Annotated in this window: 12 protein-coding genes; 6 read left to right on the top strand and 6 right to left on the bottom strand. The window is 73.0% G+C overall.

From position 1 onward, the window contains the following. Positions 1-65 precede the first annotated feature (65 nt). The 3 genes from ABZ818_RS01865 to ABZ818_RS01855 form a co-directional block, all read right to left on the bottom strand. Positions 66-1,121: an endonuclease/exonuclease/phosphatase family protein gene (locus tag ABZ818_RS01865; RefSeq protein WP_361409205.1), complete on the bottom strand. Its 1,056-nt coding sequence runs from the start codon at positions 1,119-1,121 to the stop codon at positions 66-68. 176 nt (positions 1,122-1,297) lie between these two features. Beyond that, positions 1,298-1,924, bottom strand: coding sequence for a TetR/AcrR family transcriptional regulator (locus ABZ818_RS01860; protein ID WP_361409202.1), 627 nt, complete (start codon positions 1,922-1,924; stop codon positions 1,298-1,300). A 121-nt stretch (positions 1,925-2,045) separates the two neighbouring features. Further along, a complete protein-coding gene (locus ABZ818_RS01855; protein WP_361409199.1) occupies positions 2,046-3,644 on the bottom strand; it encodes an MFS transporter in 1,599 nt (532 codons plus the stop codon). Between the two features lie 192 nt (positions 3,645-3,836). On the opposite strand from ABZ818_RS01855, the gene panB reads away from it, so the two are divergent. The 3 genes from panB to ABZ818_RS01840 all read left to right on the top strand — a co-directional run bounded on the left by panB (position 3,837) and on the right by ABZ818_RS01840 (position 6,801). Continuing rightward, a complete protein-coding gene (panB, locus tag ABZ818_RS01850) occupies positions 3,837-4,703 on the top strand; it encodes a 3-methyl-2-oxobutanoate hydroxymethyltransferase (RefSeq protein ID WP_361409196.1) in 867 nt (288 codons plus the stop codon). A 194-nt stretch (positions 4,704-4,897) separates the two neighbouring features. Beyond that, positions 4,898-5,923 (top strand): ATP-binding cassette domain-containing protein, encoded by a 1,026-nt coding sequence (locus ABZ818_RS01845; RefSeq protein WP_361409192.1) that lies wholly within the window; start codon positions 4,898-4,900, stop codon positions 5,921-5,923. Then, entirely contained in the window at positions 5,920-6,801 is an 882-nt protein-coding gene (locus tag ABZ818_RS01840) for an ABC transporter permease (protein ID WP_361409189.1), read from the top strand. Before ABZ818_RS01845 ends, ABZ818_RS01840 begins: the two co-directional genes overlap by 4 nt. A gap of 25 nt (positions 6,802-6,826) precedes the next feature. Here ABZ818_RS01840 and ABZ818_RS01835 read toward each other — a convergent pair whose 3' ends face one another. Next, positions 6,827-10,297, bottom strand: a complete 3,471-nt coding sequence (locus ABZ818_RS01835; protein WP_361409604.1) for a BTAD domain-containing putative transcriptional regulator — start codon at positions 10,295-10,297, stop codon at positions 6,827-6,829. 153 nt (positions 10,298-10,450) lie between these two features. On the opposite strand from ABZ818_RS01835, the gene ABZ818_RS01830 reads away from it, so the two are divergent. Next, the gene (locus tag ABZ818_RS01830) at positions 10,451-11,260 is read left to right on the top strand and encodes a site-2 protease family protein (protein WP_361409186.1); all 810 of its coding nucleotides are present in this window, start codon (positions 10,451-10,453) and stop codon (positions 11,258-11,260) included. Here ABZ818_RS01830 and ABZ818_RS01825 read toward each other — a convergent pair. Then, positions 11,250-11,462 carry a hypothetical protein gene (locus tag ABZ818_RS01825; RefSeq protein ID WP_361409183.1) on the bottom strand — a complete coding sequence of 71 codons (213 nt, stop codon included), beginning with the start codon at positions 11,460-11,462 and terminating at the stop codon, positions 11,250-11,252. The two genes, ABZ818_RS01830 and ABZ818_RS01825, sit on opposite strands and share 11 nt — an antisense overlap. A gap of 86 nt (positions 11,463-11,548) precedes the next feature. Continuing rightward, positions 11,549-12,253: an NADPH-dependent F420 reductase gene (gene npdG, locus ABZ818_RS01820; protein ID WP_361409180.1), complete on the bottom strand. Its 705-nt coding sequence runs from the start codon at positions 12,251-12,253 to the stop codon at positions 11,549-11,551. A 107-nt stretch (positions 12,254-12,360) separates the two neighbouring features. On the opposite strand from npdG, the gene ABZ818_RS01815 reads away from it, so the two are divergent. Beyond that, positions 12,361-12,960: a hypothetical protein gene (locus ABZ818_RS01815; protein ID WP_361409178.1), complete on the top strand. Its 600-nt coding sequence runs from the start codon at positions 12,361-12,363 to the stop codon at positions 12,958-12,960. 57 nt (positions 12,961-13,017) lie between these two features. Next, positions 13,018-14,328: an MFS transporter gene (locus ABZ818_RS01810; RefSeq protein WP_361409175.1), complete on the top strand. Its 1,311-nt coding sequence runs from the start codon at positions 13,018-13,020 to the stop codon at positions 14,326-14,328. Positions 14,329-14,359 lie beyond the last annotated feature (31 nt).

Raw genomic sequence — 14,359 nt, 5'->3', positions numbered from 1 at the left:
TACCGCGATGATCCGCGTATGTTCAGAGACGGAACAAAGCCTCTCAGGCCCAGTATTCCGGCAGGTTACGACCCGGTTGCCGATGTGGTGACGTTCACACGCGCGGCCACCGGCAGATGGTCGCTGCCCGTGCGCGGCAGGGTCCAGGAGCTCACCGGCTCCACTCCCCTGACCATGATCTGGTCGATCCGCGCCATCGGGAACGACGCCGGCCAGCTGAACCCGAACCCGCTGCCCGCGGCGCCCTGGGTGGAGCGCATCTGGGAGGTGACCGCGTTGAGCGAGCGGTCGCTCATGGTGCCGTTCAGATCGCCGAGCAGGACCACCCGGGGCAGTCGCTCACCGGCGATCGCCTCGCCCAGCGCGTCCGCGCTCTCGTCGCGCTGCGCGGCGGTGAACCCGGCGTTCAGCTTCACCCGCACCGAGGGCATATGGGCGACGTACACCGCGACGGCCCCCTCGGGCGTCCCCACGCTGGCGCGCAGGGCGCGCGTCCAGCCCAGCTTGATGTCGACGGAGCGGACGCCGCTGATCGGGTACTTGCTCCACAGCCCGACCGTGCCCTGCACCGTGTGGTACCGGTACGCCGGGGCGAGCGTCCGCTCGTAGACGGGCAGCGCGGACGTCTGCAGCTCCTCCAGGGCGAGCACCTGGGCCCCGGAGGCGGCCAGATCCCGGGCGGTGCCGGACGGGTCGCGGTTGTCGGCGTTGACGTTGTGCGTGGCGACCATCAGTTCGCCGCCGGTGCCCGTCTTGTCGGTGAGCAGGCTGCTGAACTGGTTGAACCAGACGATCCCGGGCAGCAGCACGGCGATCAGCGCGATCGGCGACCTGCGCACCAGGGCCAGCACCAGCAGCACCGGCACGAAGAGGCCCGCCCACGGCAGGAAGGTCTCGATGAGGCTGCCGAGGTTGCCGATCCGGTTGGGGATCTGCGCGTGCATCAGCATCACCAGGGCGAGGGCGACCGCGAACGCGGCGAGAAGGAGGCCCCGGCGCCAGATCCCCGCGTCGCCACGCCGGCCGTCGGAGAAGCCGCGCGCCAGGCGCCGGAGCCGGTCCCCTGGGCGCTCGGGCCCCGAGCCGCCCGCCGCCTCCGTCACGTACGCCTGTCGCGCCATACCGTCGCCTCACTGCCTGCCGTGCACACCGTTCACCCCCGCGCTCTACGACCCTAGGGGATGATCGGCACCGTTCCCGCCGTCCTTGACGGCCGTACGGGCAGGAGGACGAAGAAGTCGGCGCGCGGAGTTCCGGTCGCGCCGCCCGCAGCCCCATCTGTGACGAAACGCGCACATCAACGCGGGGAACTGACAGGCCGTAGCCCTTCGAGCACCGCGTCCACTATCTGCTCCGACAGCCCCTCGGGCAGGCCGGCGTCGGGGCGCATCACGCTGCGCACCAGCATGGGGCCGACGAAGAGGTCGCCCAGCAGGTCGACGTCGATGTCCCGGCGCAGTTCGCCGTCGCGCTGCCCGCGGCGCAGGACCTCCACCTGGAGTTTGCGCCGCGGCTCGATGACGGTCGCGTGGTAGGCGCACCAGATCTTCGGGCTGCTCTTCATCTGGGCGTAGACGTTGTGCAGGATGAGTGAGCTGCGGCTCACCAGGCCGCGACGGCGCAGCTGTTCGAGGATGGCCACGAGGTCGTCACGCATGGAGGTGCCCGGCAGTTCGGGGTCGGGGGGCTCGGTACCACGTACGACGTCGACGAACAGCTCCTCCTTGCCACTCCAGCGCCGGTAGATGGTGGCCTTGCCAACGCCCGCGGTGCGGGCGATGCGTTCAATGGAGAGTTCGGCCAGCGGCACACCGTCCTCCAGCAGCTTCATCACGCCCTCCACGATGGCGCGTTCCACCGCTTCGCTGCGGGGGCGCCCCCGCACGGGGGCGGCGGCAGCGGCGTGGCTGTCGGCAAGGCTCACGTAGGCCGTCCTTTCGTCGTACAGGGAGATTGTCCTATCGGGCGGTCGCCGGTGGGTTCAACCCACCGACGGCCTCCCCCGGCCGGCAGTCCCCCGTCGCCGCGTGGCCCCCGTGCCCCGGCTACTCCACCGCGGCCACCAGCTCCTCTTCCTCCTCGCCCTTCTGCGGCAGGGCCTCCTTGCCCGGCAGGAACACGGCCACCACGACCGCGCCGACGAGCGCGACCACGGTGCCGCACAACGCGGTGACGTGCATGGCGTGCAGGAAGGCGTCGTTGGCCGGACCGATCAGGGCCTTGCCCTGCGGGCCGAGCTTGGCCGCGATGCCGAGGGTGGCCTCGATGGACTCGCCGGCCTTGTCGCGCAGTCCGGCCGGCAGCAGCCCGAGCTTGCCCTCGATGTCGTTGCGGTACGCCGTCGAGAGCACCGAGCCGAGGACGGCGATGCCGAGGGCGCCGCCGACCTGGCGGAAGGTGTTGCTGAGCGCGGAGGCCGAGCCGGCCTTCTCGCGGGGCAGCGCCTGCATGATGACGACGCTGGTCGGCGTCATGATGTGCGCCATGCCGGTGCCCATGAGGAAGAAGACGACCTCCAGCAGCCAGATCGGCGTGTCGGCCTCGAAGCCGGCGAAGGCGGCCAGCATGGCGGCGAGCAGGATCAGTCCACCTGTGGTGGTGGCCTTGTTGCCGAAGCGGTCGACGACCAGCCGGGCCCGCGGCGCGAAGATCAACTGCGCGACGGCGAGCGGCAGCATCAGCACACCGGACTCCAGCGGCGAGTAGCCGCGCACGCTCTGGGTGTAGAAGACGCCGAAGAACGTCACGCCCATCAGTGCGAAGAAGACCAGCGCGATGGCGGTCATGGCGGCCGAGAAGACCTTGTTCTTGAAGTACGTGACGTCCAGGGACGGGTGGTCGCTGCGCTTTTCGTAGACCACGAAGGCCGCGAGGACGAGCAGGCCCGCCACGATCGTCGACAGCACGGTCGCGTTGGTGAAGTCGGCGAGCTCGCCGCCCCGGATGATGCCGTAGACGAGCAGGACCAGGCCGACGACGGACAGCACCACACCGATCGGGTCGAGGCGGCCGGGCCGCGGGTCGCGGGAGTCGGGCACCAGCCACAGCATCAGCGCGACCGCGAGGATGACGATGGGAACGTTGACCAGGAAGACCGAGCCCCACCAGAAGTGGTCCAGGAGCAGACCGCCGGTGATCGGGCCGATCGCGATGGCCAGGCCGACGCCGCCCGCCCAGATGCCGATGGCCTTGGGCTGCTCCTCGCGCTCGAAGACGTTCATCAGGACGGCCAGGGTGGCCGGCATGACGAAGGCGGCGCCCAGGGCCATCAGGGCGCGGAAGGCGATGAGCTGGCCCGGCGAGCCGGACTCGGCGGCCAGCGCGGAGCCGACGCCGAACACGACGAGGCCGCCGATCAGGACCTTCTTGCGCCCGATGCGGTCGCCGACCAGGCCCGAGGTGAACAACAGGCCCGCGAAGACGAGGGTGTAGGCGTTGATCGCCCACTCCAGTTCGCTCTGCGTGGCGCCCAGGCCGGTGGGGGCGGGGGTCGAGATGATCTTGATCGCGACGTTCAGGATCGAGTTGTCGAGCACCACTATCAGCAGGCTCAGCATCAACACGCCGAGAATCGCCCAACGGCGGCGGTGCACCGCTTCCGGAACCCGGAGGCCGTGGGCGGCGCGGTCGGCAGGAGTAGTCATGGCGCCGAGCGTAGGGCCACTTCCGATACGAGACCGTTTCGTATCGCAATCCTTTACCCAGATCTTACGCCCTCCGTGCCGAGACGTTGCGCACATGGGGCTCCTCTGGCCGCGTCCGGCACGAGGTGCCACCATGAGAGGGATCCGGGGACGCCGTAAGGGCGCCCCGAGATGACTGAAGGAGCCGTTGTCATGACGCAGCTTTCGGCTGCCCACAACAAGCCCTCCGACGGCAGCAAGGCGCTGTACGGGGGGAAGGGCACCCGCCGCATCACTGTTCGCGACATCTCCCTCGCCAAGGAACGCGGCGAGAAGTGGCCCATGCTCACCGCCTACGACGCGATGACCGCGTCCGTCTTCGACGAGGCCGGCATCCCGGTGATGCTGGTCGGCGACTCCGCGGGCAACTGCCACCTCGGCTACGAGACGACCGTCCCCGTCACGCTCGACGAGATGACCATGCTGTCGGCCGCCGTCGTCCGCGGCACCCACCGCGCCCTGATCGTCGGCGACCTCCCCTTCGGCTCCTACCAGGAGGGCCCGGTGCAGGCGCTGCGCTCGGCGACCCGGCTGGTGAAGGAGGCGGGTGTCGGCGCGGTGAAGCTGGAGGGCGGCGAGCGTTCCCACGAGCAGATCCGGCTCCTGGTGGAGTCCGGCATCCCGGTCATGGCCCACATCGGCCTGACCCCGCAGTCCGTCAACGCCATGGGCTACCGCGTCCAGGGCCGCGGCGAGGAGGCGGCGCAGCAACTGCTGCGGGACGCGAAGGCCGTTCAGGACGCGGGCGCGTTCGCGGTGGTGCTGGAGCTGGTGCCGGCCGAACTGGCCGCCGAGGTGACGCGGGTGCTGCACATCCCGACGGTCGGCATCGGCGCCGGTCCCGACACGGACGCGCAGGTGCTGGTGTGGACCGACATGCTCGGGCTGACCGGCGGGCGCGTGCCGAAGTTCGTCAAGAAGTACGCCGACCTGCGCGAGGTCATGGGCAACGCGGCCAAGGCCTTCGCGGAGGATGTGGTGGGCGGGACGTTCCCGCTGGAGGAGCACTCGGTGCACTGACCTCCAGTTGAGCCATCGCGGTACCAGGGCAGCCCCCGCCGATCTTCCCCCGTCGGCGGGGGCTGCCGGTTTCCTGAACGGTGGGCCGGTGCCGCGGCTGGGGTGGGTCGGCTCACCGCGGCTGCGCCGGCTGGTCGGCTGTCTGTCGGTGGGCTGTCGGTGGTTTGTCGGTGGGGGCTGGCACCGTACGGGGCATGACGCGAATCGACGACAACCCCGGCGGCGTGCCGAACGCCGTGACCGTGCGGGGGCTGGTCAAGCACTACGGCGAGACCAAGGCACTGGACGGCGTGGACCTGAACGTGCGCGAGGGCACCGTGATGGGCGTACTCGGGCCGAACGGAGCCGGCAAGACCACCCTCGTACGCATCCTGTCCACCCTGCTCGCCCCGGACGCCGGACAGGCCACCGTGGCCGGCTACGACGTCGTACGGCAGCCCCGGCAGCTGCGCCGGGTCATCGGGCTGACCGGGCAGTACGCCTCCGTGGACGAGAAGCTCCCCGGCTGGGAGAACCTGTACCTGATCGGCCGGCTCCTCGACCTGCCGCGCAAGGAGGCCCGCGCCCGCGCCGACGAACTGCTGGAGCGGTTCTCGCTCACCGAGGCCGCGCGGCGGCCGGCCCGCACCTACTCCGGCGGCATGCGGCGGCGGCTCGACCTCGCCGCCTCGATGATCGGGCGGCCGAACGTCCTGTTCCTGGACGAGCCGACCACGGGCCTCGACCCCCGTACCCGCAACGAGGTGTGGAGCGAGGTCAAGGCGATGGTCGGCGACGGGGTCACCGTGCTGCTGACCACCCAGTACATGGAGGAGGCCGAACAGCTCGCCTCCGAGCTGACCGTCGTCGACCGCGGCAAGGTCGTCGCGGGCGGCGGCATCGAGGCGCTGAAGGCGAAGGTCGGCGGGCGCACCCTGCGGGTGAAGCCGGCCGACGCGCTCGAACTGGGCCCGCTGGCGGGGATGCTCGACGAGCTGGGCATCACCGGGCTCGCCGCGACGACCGTCGACGCCGCGTCCGGCTCCCTGCTCGTGCCGGTCCTCAGCGACGAGCAGTTGACCGCCGTGGTCGGCGCGGTCACCGCGCGCGGCATCACGATCAGCTCCATCACCACCGAACTGCCCAGCCTGGACGAGGTGTTCCTGTCCCTCACCGGCCACCGCGCCAGTGCCCCGCAGGACACCGTGCCCGCCGACACCCGCGAAGAGGTCGCCGCATGAGCGCCCACCCGTCGCCCACCACCACCCTGAACGAGGCGCTCCGCGCCGCCTCCTTGGATGCCACGACCCCCCTGGGCTCCCCCGGCCTCAAGGCCGACGCCCGGATCCCGCTGCGCAGCCATCTGCGGCACACCGGCGCGCTGGTCCGCCGCAACCTGCTGTGGATCCGGCAGGACCCGGAGTCGATGTTCGACGCGATCCTGTTTCCGGTGATCTTCACGCTGCTGTTCGTGTACGTCTTCGGCGGCTCGATCGGGCAATCGCTGGGCGGCGGGCAGCAGCAGTACGTGCAGTACATCGTGCCCGGCCTGATGGCCATGATGGGGATGAACCTGGCCCAGAGCGTGGGCACAGGCTTCAACCAGGACTTCAACTCCGGTGTCATGGACCGCTTCCGGTCCCTGCCGATCGGGCGCGGCTCGGTGCTGTTCGCCAAGATCGCGGTGGAGCTGCTGCGGATGCTGATCGCCACCGCGATCCTGCTGATCGTCGGTGTCCTGGTCGGCTTCGACATCGAGAACTGGCCCGGCCTGTTCGCCGCCGTGGGCCTGTCGGCGGTGTTCGGCTCGGCGCTGATGTGGGTGTTCATCACGCTCGGCGTGGTGATGAAGAACGCGCAGTCCGTGCAGGCGATGGGCTTCCTGGTGCTGATGCCGCTCCAGTTCGGCTCGTCCATCTTCGCCCCGCCCGGGACGATGCCGGGCTGGCTGCGGACCTTCACCCAGTACAACCCGCTGTCCGCGCTCGCGGACACCGCCCGCGGGCTGATGGTGGGCGGCCCGGTGGCACACAGCCTGTGGGTGAGCCTGGCCTGGTCGGCGGCGCTCACGGCGGTGATGGCGCCGGTGGCGATCCACAAGTTCCGCACCAAGAGCTGACCGCACGGCTGCGCGCCGGTGCGGCTCAGATCAGGGCGGCGGCCTCCTGCGGGGACAGGCCGCCGCCCTCCGCGTACGCGGCCTGGTACGCCTCCTCGCCGAGCAGTGCCCGCGTCCGCGCGACAACCTCGTCACGGACATGGCGTTCCAGGGACGAGAAGACATGGCGGGGCGGCAGCAGGGCGTCGGCGGCGCCGACGCAGCGGGCGGCGTCCCGGGCCCGGCGTCCGCCGTCCACACCGGCCAGGGCCGTGGCGCCGATGGTCAGGTACACCGAGTGCATATGGGGCGCGATGGCCTGGGACAGCGGGTTCTGGGCCTGCTCCAGCGCCCGGCGGGACTTGTCGAGGGCGTTCTCGTAGTGGCCGTCGGCCGCATCCAGCCAAGCCTCCGCGCCGAGGATGAAGGCGTCGAAGACGACGAAGTGCGAGATGGTGAATTCCTCGCGCAGGAGCCGCAGTTGCTCGCGCGCCTCGGGGATGCGACCGGTCATGCTGAGCCGGCCGGCGAGGAAGATCCGGGCGGCCGGCAGGGCCTCGTTGTGGCCGCCGTCGCTCCGCTCGACGACCTCGCGCAGCATCCGCTCGCCTTGTTCGGCCTCGCCCGTCTCCAGCAGGACGCCGCCGAGGCGGACGTTGAGGACGGCGATCTGAGCGTGGGCGCCGAGGCGTTCGGCGTGCTCGACGGCCGCGCGGTAGTCGGCGGCGGCCGCCAAGTGGGCTCCGGTGCGCTCGTGCGCCTCCGCGCGCGCGGAGAGCGCCTCGGCGGTGCCCCAGGCGTCCCCGAGGCGCCGGAAGATCTCCAGCGACTCGTCGGCGTCGCGGCAGGCGTCCCCGGCCGAGTCGGTGCGGTTGGCCAGCAGGTTGGCACGCCACTGGAGGGCGTGGGCGAGCTCCCATTCGAATCCCGGATCGCTGCGGCAGGTGCGTACGGCGGCGTCGCTGACCTCGCGCAGACGCTCCACGTCACCGGTCAGCATCACCGCGAACATCCAGAGCACGCCGGGGCTGCGGCAGACCTGCGGCATACCCGGCTCGTAGACCTCGGTGATGACGCGCAGCTTGCGTTGCGCCTCCGGGGACTCCCAGGCTTCCAACTCGGTATCCATGCAGGCCAGATGGGCGAGGTGCAGGCCGCGACGAGCCTCCGCGAGGACCTCGCCGGTCATCGGCGGCGGGGTGTCCGTGCACCGCTGCCGGACCGGGGCGGCGCGCTGAACCGGCTCGGCGAAGGGGTCGGGGCCGAGCGCCATGACCTCGCCGCACCAGTTGCGGGCCTCGATGCGCGCGTCACGCAGCTGCCAGTAGAAGACGAGCGACAGGATCAGGCACAGCCCCTCCTGCTCGTCGCGCACGGCGACGGCTTGGCGCAGGGCGGTGCGCAGGTTCTCGTACTCCCGCTCCAGCTTCTCGATGGCGCCGCGCTGACCGGGGCCTCGCAGCAACGGGTCGGTGGTGCGGGCCAGTTCGCGGTAGTACGTCAGGTGGGCGCGCCCGGTCTCGGTGCGGCCGCCGGCCTCGTCGAGCCGTTCCCCGGCGTACTCGGCGACGGTCTCCAGCAGCCGGTAGCGCATCCCGCCGTCGGCGGCCGGGGTGGCCACCACGAGGGACTTGTCGACGAGGGAGGCGAGGGCGTCGAAGGCGGCGGGGCCGCACACGGCCTCGGCGGCGGCGAGGTCGCAGCCGCCGGCGAAGACGGACAGCCGGCTCAGGACGTTCCGCTCCTCGGCGTCGAGCAGGTCCCAGGACCAGTCGACGACGGCCCGCAGGGTCTGCTGGCGGGGCAGGACGGTACGGCTGCCGGAGGTGAGCAGGCGGAAGCGGTCGTCGAGCCGGTCGGCGATCTGCCGTGGGGCCAGCATCCGCAGCCGGGCGGCGGCGAGTTCGATGGCGAGCGGCAGCCCGTCCAGGCGCAGGCAGATCTCGGCGCAGGCGTCCGCGGTGTCCTGGTCGGCGTCGGGGCGGAACCCGGGCCGTACGGCGGCCCCGCGGTCGGCGAGCAGCCGCAGCGCGACCGGCTCGGGCAGCGGCTCGACCGGCCGCAGCACCTCGCCGGGTATGCCCAGGGGTTCCCGGCTGGTGGCGAGGACGGTGAGGTGGGGGCAGCGGGCGAGCAGCTCCTCGACGAGGCGGGCGGCCGCGTCGACGACGTGCTCGCAGTTGTCGAGCAGGAGCAGCATGCGGCGCCGGGCGCAGTGCTCCACCAGCCGGTCGACGGGGTCGTCGTGCCGCTCGGCGACCACGGCCCGCATCTCCTCGGCCCCGGCGCCGTACAGCACGGTCTCGCGGGCGCCGACGGCGGTGAGCACGGCCTCGGGCACGGCCTCGGCGTCGTCGACGGGGGCGAGTTCGGCCAGCCACACCCCGTCCCGCGGCACCGGCCGCAGGGCCTCGGCGGCCTCCTGCGACAGCCGGGTCTTCCCGGCGCCGCCCGGCCCGAGCAGCGTCACGAGACGCGCGGCCCCGAGGTCGGCCCGGATCGTCTCGATGTCGGCCTCGCGGCCCACGAAGGAGGTGAGCCGGGCGCGGAGGTTGCTCGGGGGCCGGGAGGTGACCGTCACGGGGGCCGCGGCGGGGTCCTCCTGCTCGCCCCCGGCGCCGGCCGGGACGCCGGCGGCGGGCCCGGCGAAGGGTGCCGTCGCGGGGGCGGCGGTGTCCTCGGCGGCGCGCGGCCCCGACACCGTGCCGGAACCGGGCGCGGCGGTCCGGACCCCGGCGCCCGCGGCCGGGCCGGGCGCCTGCCGCGGCCCGCCGGCGGGGCGCGGCCCGTGCGGCCGCAGCAGTTCCCCGTGCAGCGCGCGCAGTTCCGGGCCCGGGTCGGAGCCGAGGCGGTCGGCCAGCAGACGGCGTACGTCCTCGTAGGCGGCCAGGGCCTCCGCGGTGCGGCCCGCGTCGCGCAGGGCGCGCAGGCGTAGGGTCTGGAGGGGTTCGTCCAGGGGGTGGGTGTCGCACAGGGCGGTCAGCTCGGGCAGGCTCTGCTCGGCGTACCCGAGGGCGAGGGCGGCGGTGAGGCGGGCGCGGCGCACGTCCAGGTGGCGGGTGTTCCAGCGGGCCGCCTCGGCGGTGCGGTCGGGCAGGTCGGCGAGGGCGGGGCCGCGCCACAGCGCGAGGGCGTCGTCGAGGACGACGGCCGCCTTCGCGGGGTCGCCGTCGGCCAGCGCGCGCAGGCCCTCCCCGGACAGCCGCTCGAAGCGGTGCAGGTCGACGTCGTCGGCCGCGGCGGCGAGCCGGTAGCCGCCCTCCGCGGAAGCCACCGCGTCCGCGCCGAGGGTCCGGCGCAGCCGCCCGACCAGGGCCTGGAGCGCGCCCGTGGCGTCGGCGGGCGGCTCGCCGTCCCACACCTCGCCGACGAGGACGCGCACCGGGACCGTACGGCCGGGACGCAGGGCGAGCACGGTCAGCAGGGCACGCAGCCGCGCCCCGCCGACCGGGACGGCGGTGCCGTCGGGGCGGAGCACCTGGGTGGTGCCGAGGATGCGGTAGCGCACGGGGTCCATTGTCTCCGGTGAGGTCACGGCCGGTCACGGGATTTCGGCGGCGCGGCGCCCGGTCGGTCCCGGAACCCGCGGCCCGGGGCGGGACGTTCTCCCCGTGTGCCCGGTACGGTCGGGCTCGCCGGACGAACCGTACGAGCACAGGAGCCGTCCCCCATGACGTCCGTCACCACCCGCCGCGGCGACCGCCGGATCAGCCCCGTCTTCCTCGGCATCCTGGCCGTCACCGCGGTCGCGGGCTGGGCCGCCTGGACCGGATTCCATCCGATTCCGGCCCGCCCGGGCCTGTCGGTGTTCCTGTTCGTGACCGCGGCCTGGGTCGTCTCGCTGTGCCTGCACGAGTACGGGCACGCGCGCACCGCGCTGCACAGCGGTGACGTCACGGTCGGCGCCAAGGGCTACCTGACGCTGAACCCGCTGAAGTACACGCACGCCGTGCTGAGCATCCTGCTTCCGCTCCTGTTCCTGATCATGGGCGGGATCGGGCTGCCCGGCGGCGCCGTGTTCATCGAGCGCGGCCGGATCCGGGGCCGCTGGCGGCACAGCCTGGTCTCGGCGGCGGGACCGCTGACGAACGCGCTGTTCGCGGTGGTGTGCACGGCCCCGTTCTGGCTCGACGCGCTGGACGGCGTGCCCCGCGAGTTCCGGTACGCGCTGGCCTTCCTCGCGCTGCTCCAGGTGACGGCGACGATCCTGAACTCCCTGCCGGTCCCGGGCCTGGACGGCTACGGCGTCATCGAGCCCTGGCTGTCGCAGGGCGTCAAGCGCCAGGTGCAGTCGATCGCGCCGTTCGGCGTGCTGCTGGTCTTCGCGCTGCTGTTCCTGCCGTCGGTCGGGAGCGCCTTCTTCGACATGATCCACGCGATCCTGGGTCACCTGGGCGTCGGGTACCTGGACCAGGCCTGCGGCGGGAACCTGTATCGCTTCTGGGAAAGCCCCAGCGCGTTGTGCACGGTCAGCCGGTGACGGAGCGGTCCTGCCCCGTCCGGCCGCGGCGGGCGTAGTACCAGGTCATGTTGGACGACAGCCCGGCCAGCAGGATCCACACCACCCCGAGCCAGCTGCCCTGGACGAAGGAGACGACGGCCGCGGCCACCGCGAGCACGCAGACGATCAGGGCGTAGAGGGCGAGTCGCCGGGCCGGGCTGGACGGGGGCGAGGGCTGCATGGCGGTCGGCTCCTGTCGGGGACACTGCTTCGAGCGTGGCGGAGGCCTCCGTGCGGAAGCGTCCGGCAACAGTGTCCCCCATCGGCTCATACGTCCGTGATGCGGAGTCCCGCGTGCGCCTTGTAGCGGCGGTTGACCGAGATCAGGTTCGCGACCAGCGACTCCACCTGGTGGGCGTTGCGCAGCCGCCCGGCGAAGACGCCCCGCATGCCGGGGATGCGGCCGGCCAGCGCCTGGACGGTCTCCACGTCGGCGCGCTCCTCGCCGAGGACCATCACGTCGGTGTCGATCCGCTCGATGCCGGAGTCCTGGAGGAGAACCGCCGACAGGTGGTGGAAGGCCGCCGTCACCCGTGAGTCCGGCAGCAGGGCCGCGGCCTGCTCGGCGGCGCTGCCCTCCTCCGGCTTGAGCGCGTAGGCGCCCTTCTTGTCGAAGCCGAGCGGGTTGACGCAGTCCACGACGAGCTTGCCGGCCAGTTCCTCGCGCAGGGCCTCGAGTGTCTTGCCGTGGCCCTCCCACGGCACGGCGACGATCACGATGTCGCTGCGGCGCGCGGTCTCGGCGTTGTCGGCGCCCTCGACGCCGTGCCCGGTCTCCTCGGCCGCCGCCCGGGCCCGCTCGGCGGCGCGCGAGCCGATGATCACCTTCTGCCCGGCGCGGGCGAGCCGGTAGGCCAGGCCCTTGCCCTGCGGACCGGTTCCCCCGAGCACGCCCACGATCAGCCCGGAGACGTCGGGGAGGTCCCAGGGGTCCTTGGCGGGGGCCTTGTGTGCACTGTCGCTAGAGGTCATGCGCCGACTCTACGTCCGCGGCCCCCGCTGCCGCCGGGTCCCCCGGAAGAGCGAAGGCGGACCGAAGTCCGCGCCGGCCCTGCCTGTTTGCGGCAGGATGCGCGCGTATGGACGCCGTACGGGTCACGTTGCTGCGCGAGGTGCTCGCCGGAACGGAGTGGCTGGGGGCCACCCGGCGGTTCGCCGGGGTACTGCGGGGGGCCGTGGTGTCGCACGGGGGCGGGCTGCTGCTCGTGGGCACCCCGGAGGACGAGCCCTGGCACCTGGCGGCACATCTGGTGGACGAGGCCGCCTGGTCGGGCACCCCGGAGCTGGCCCCGACGCTCGTCCGGCACGCCCCACGCCCCGCGGACCGGGAGCACCTGGCCGTGGGTCTGGGGCGGCTGGCGGCGGCCCGGCGCGGCGAGACGCTGCTCGTGGTGGCCCCGGAGGAGCCCGCCCCGCTCCTGGAGCGGGTGCACGAGGCCAGGCGGGCCGGAGCGACGGTGCTGGCCCTGGGCTCCGGCGGGGGCGAGCTGGAGGCGATGGCGCACGAGACGCTGGCGGTGCCGCCGGGGGCCGAGCTGGACCTGGACACCGTGCAGCACCTGGTGAGCGCGGCGGCCGGGGAGAACGCGCTGCCGGCCCCGCGGGGCCGCGGCCGCTTCCGGGACCGCTTGTCGCGGCTGACGGACCTCCTGACGGCGCCTCCCCCGCCGCGCTGGTAGCGGGCCGCGCGGAAAACCGGTTGCCGCCGGACCTCCGCCTGCCGACGATGGCCCCTCGTGACCGACGACTCCCCCGCCCCCGTCTCCGGCCTGCGGGCCGTGCTCCCCGACCTCTCCCCCTGGAAGGCCTCGCGCGACTTCCGGCGGCTGTGGGTGTCGGGCCTGATCTCGAACTTCGGCAGCTTCCTCACCTTCGTCGCGCTGCCGGTGCAGCTGAAGGAGCTGACCGGTTCGGCCGCGGCGGTGGGCGCGCTCGGGGCCGTGGAGCTGGTCCCGCTGATCGTGTTCGGGCTGTACGGCGGGGCACTCGCGGACGCGCTGGACAAGCGCCGGCTGATCGTGTGGACCGAGGTGGGGCAGGGGCTGCTCAGCGCGGCGCTGCTGGCCGGGGCGCTGCTGCCGCACCCGGCTGTGTGGCCGCTGTACGTGATCGCCGCCCTCTGTGCCGCCCTGACCTCCGTACAGCGGCCCGCGCTGGACTCACTGTGGCCGCGGATCGTGGCCCACGAGCACCTCACGGCGGCGACCGCGCTCAACTCCCTGCGCTGGACGGTCGGCGGGGTGGCGGGTCCGGCCGCGGCAGGAGTGGTGGTGGCGTACGCGGGCCTGTCCTGGGCGTACGCCGCGGACGTGGTGACGTTCGCGGTCTCGGTCGTCCTGGTCGTGCGCATCGCCGCCCAGCCGGCCACCCACGAGGCCGCGAAGCCGTCCCTGCGGGCCATCGCCGAGGGCGCCCGGTACGCCTGGGGCCGCAAGGAGCTCCTGGGGACGTACGTGGTCGACCTGGCCGCGATGTTCCTGGCGATGCCACTGGCCGTGCTGCCCTTCCTCGCGGACGAGTTGGACGCCCGCTGGGCGCTGGGACTGATGTACGCCGCCGTGCCGCTCGGCTCGCTGCTGGTGAGCCTGACCAGCGGCTGGACCTCCCGGGTGCACCGGCACGGGCGGATGGTGGTACTGGCGGCGCTGCTGTGGGGGCTGGCGGTGGCCGCCGCCGGTGCCGTGGGCAACGTGTGGCTGGTGCTGCTGTTCCTGACCGTGGCCGGCGGCTGCGACATGGTCAGCGGGGTCTTCCGCGGCGCCATGTGGAACCAGACGATCCCGGACGCGCTGCGCGGTCGGCTCGCCGGGATCGAGCTGCTGTCCTACTCGGCGGGCCCGCAGCTCGGGCAGGTCCGCTCGGGCGGGTTCGCCGCGTGGTGGGGTGTACGGGCGTCGGTGTGGTCGGGCGGGCTGCTGTGCGGGGGCGCGGTGGGGCTGCTGGCGCTGTGCCTGCCGGGGCTGATGCGGTACGACGCCCGGACGAACGAGCACGCGGTGCGGCTGCGCGAGGACCGCGCGGCCGCCGCCGTGCGCGCGGCCGCGTGATCGCTCCGATCGGCGTGATCGATGTGATCGG

It is taken from the genome of Streptomyces sp. NPDC047453, from assembly GCF_040643155.1.
Taxonomy (GTDB): domain Bacteria; phylum Actinomycetota; class Actinomycetes; order Streptomycetales; family Streptomycetaceae; genus Streptomyces.
Note: the sequence above shows the minus strand (reverse complement) of the source record. Positions and strands in the feature narration are given on the sequence as shown.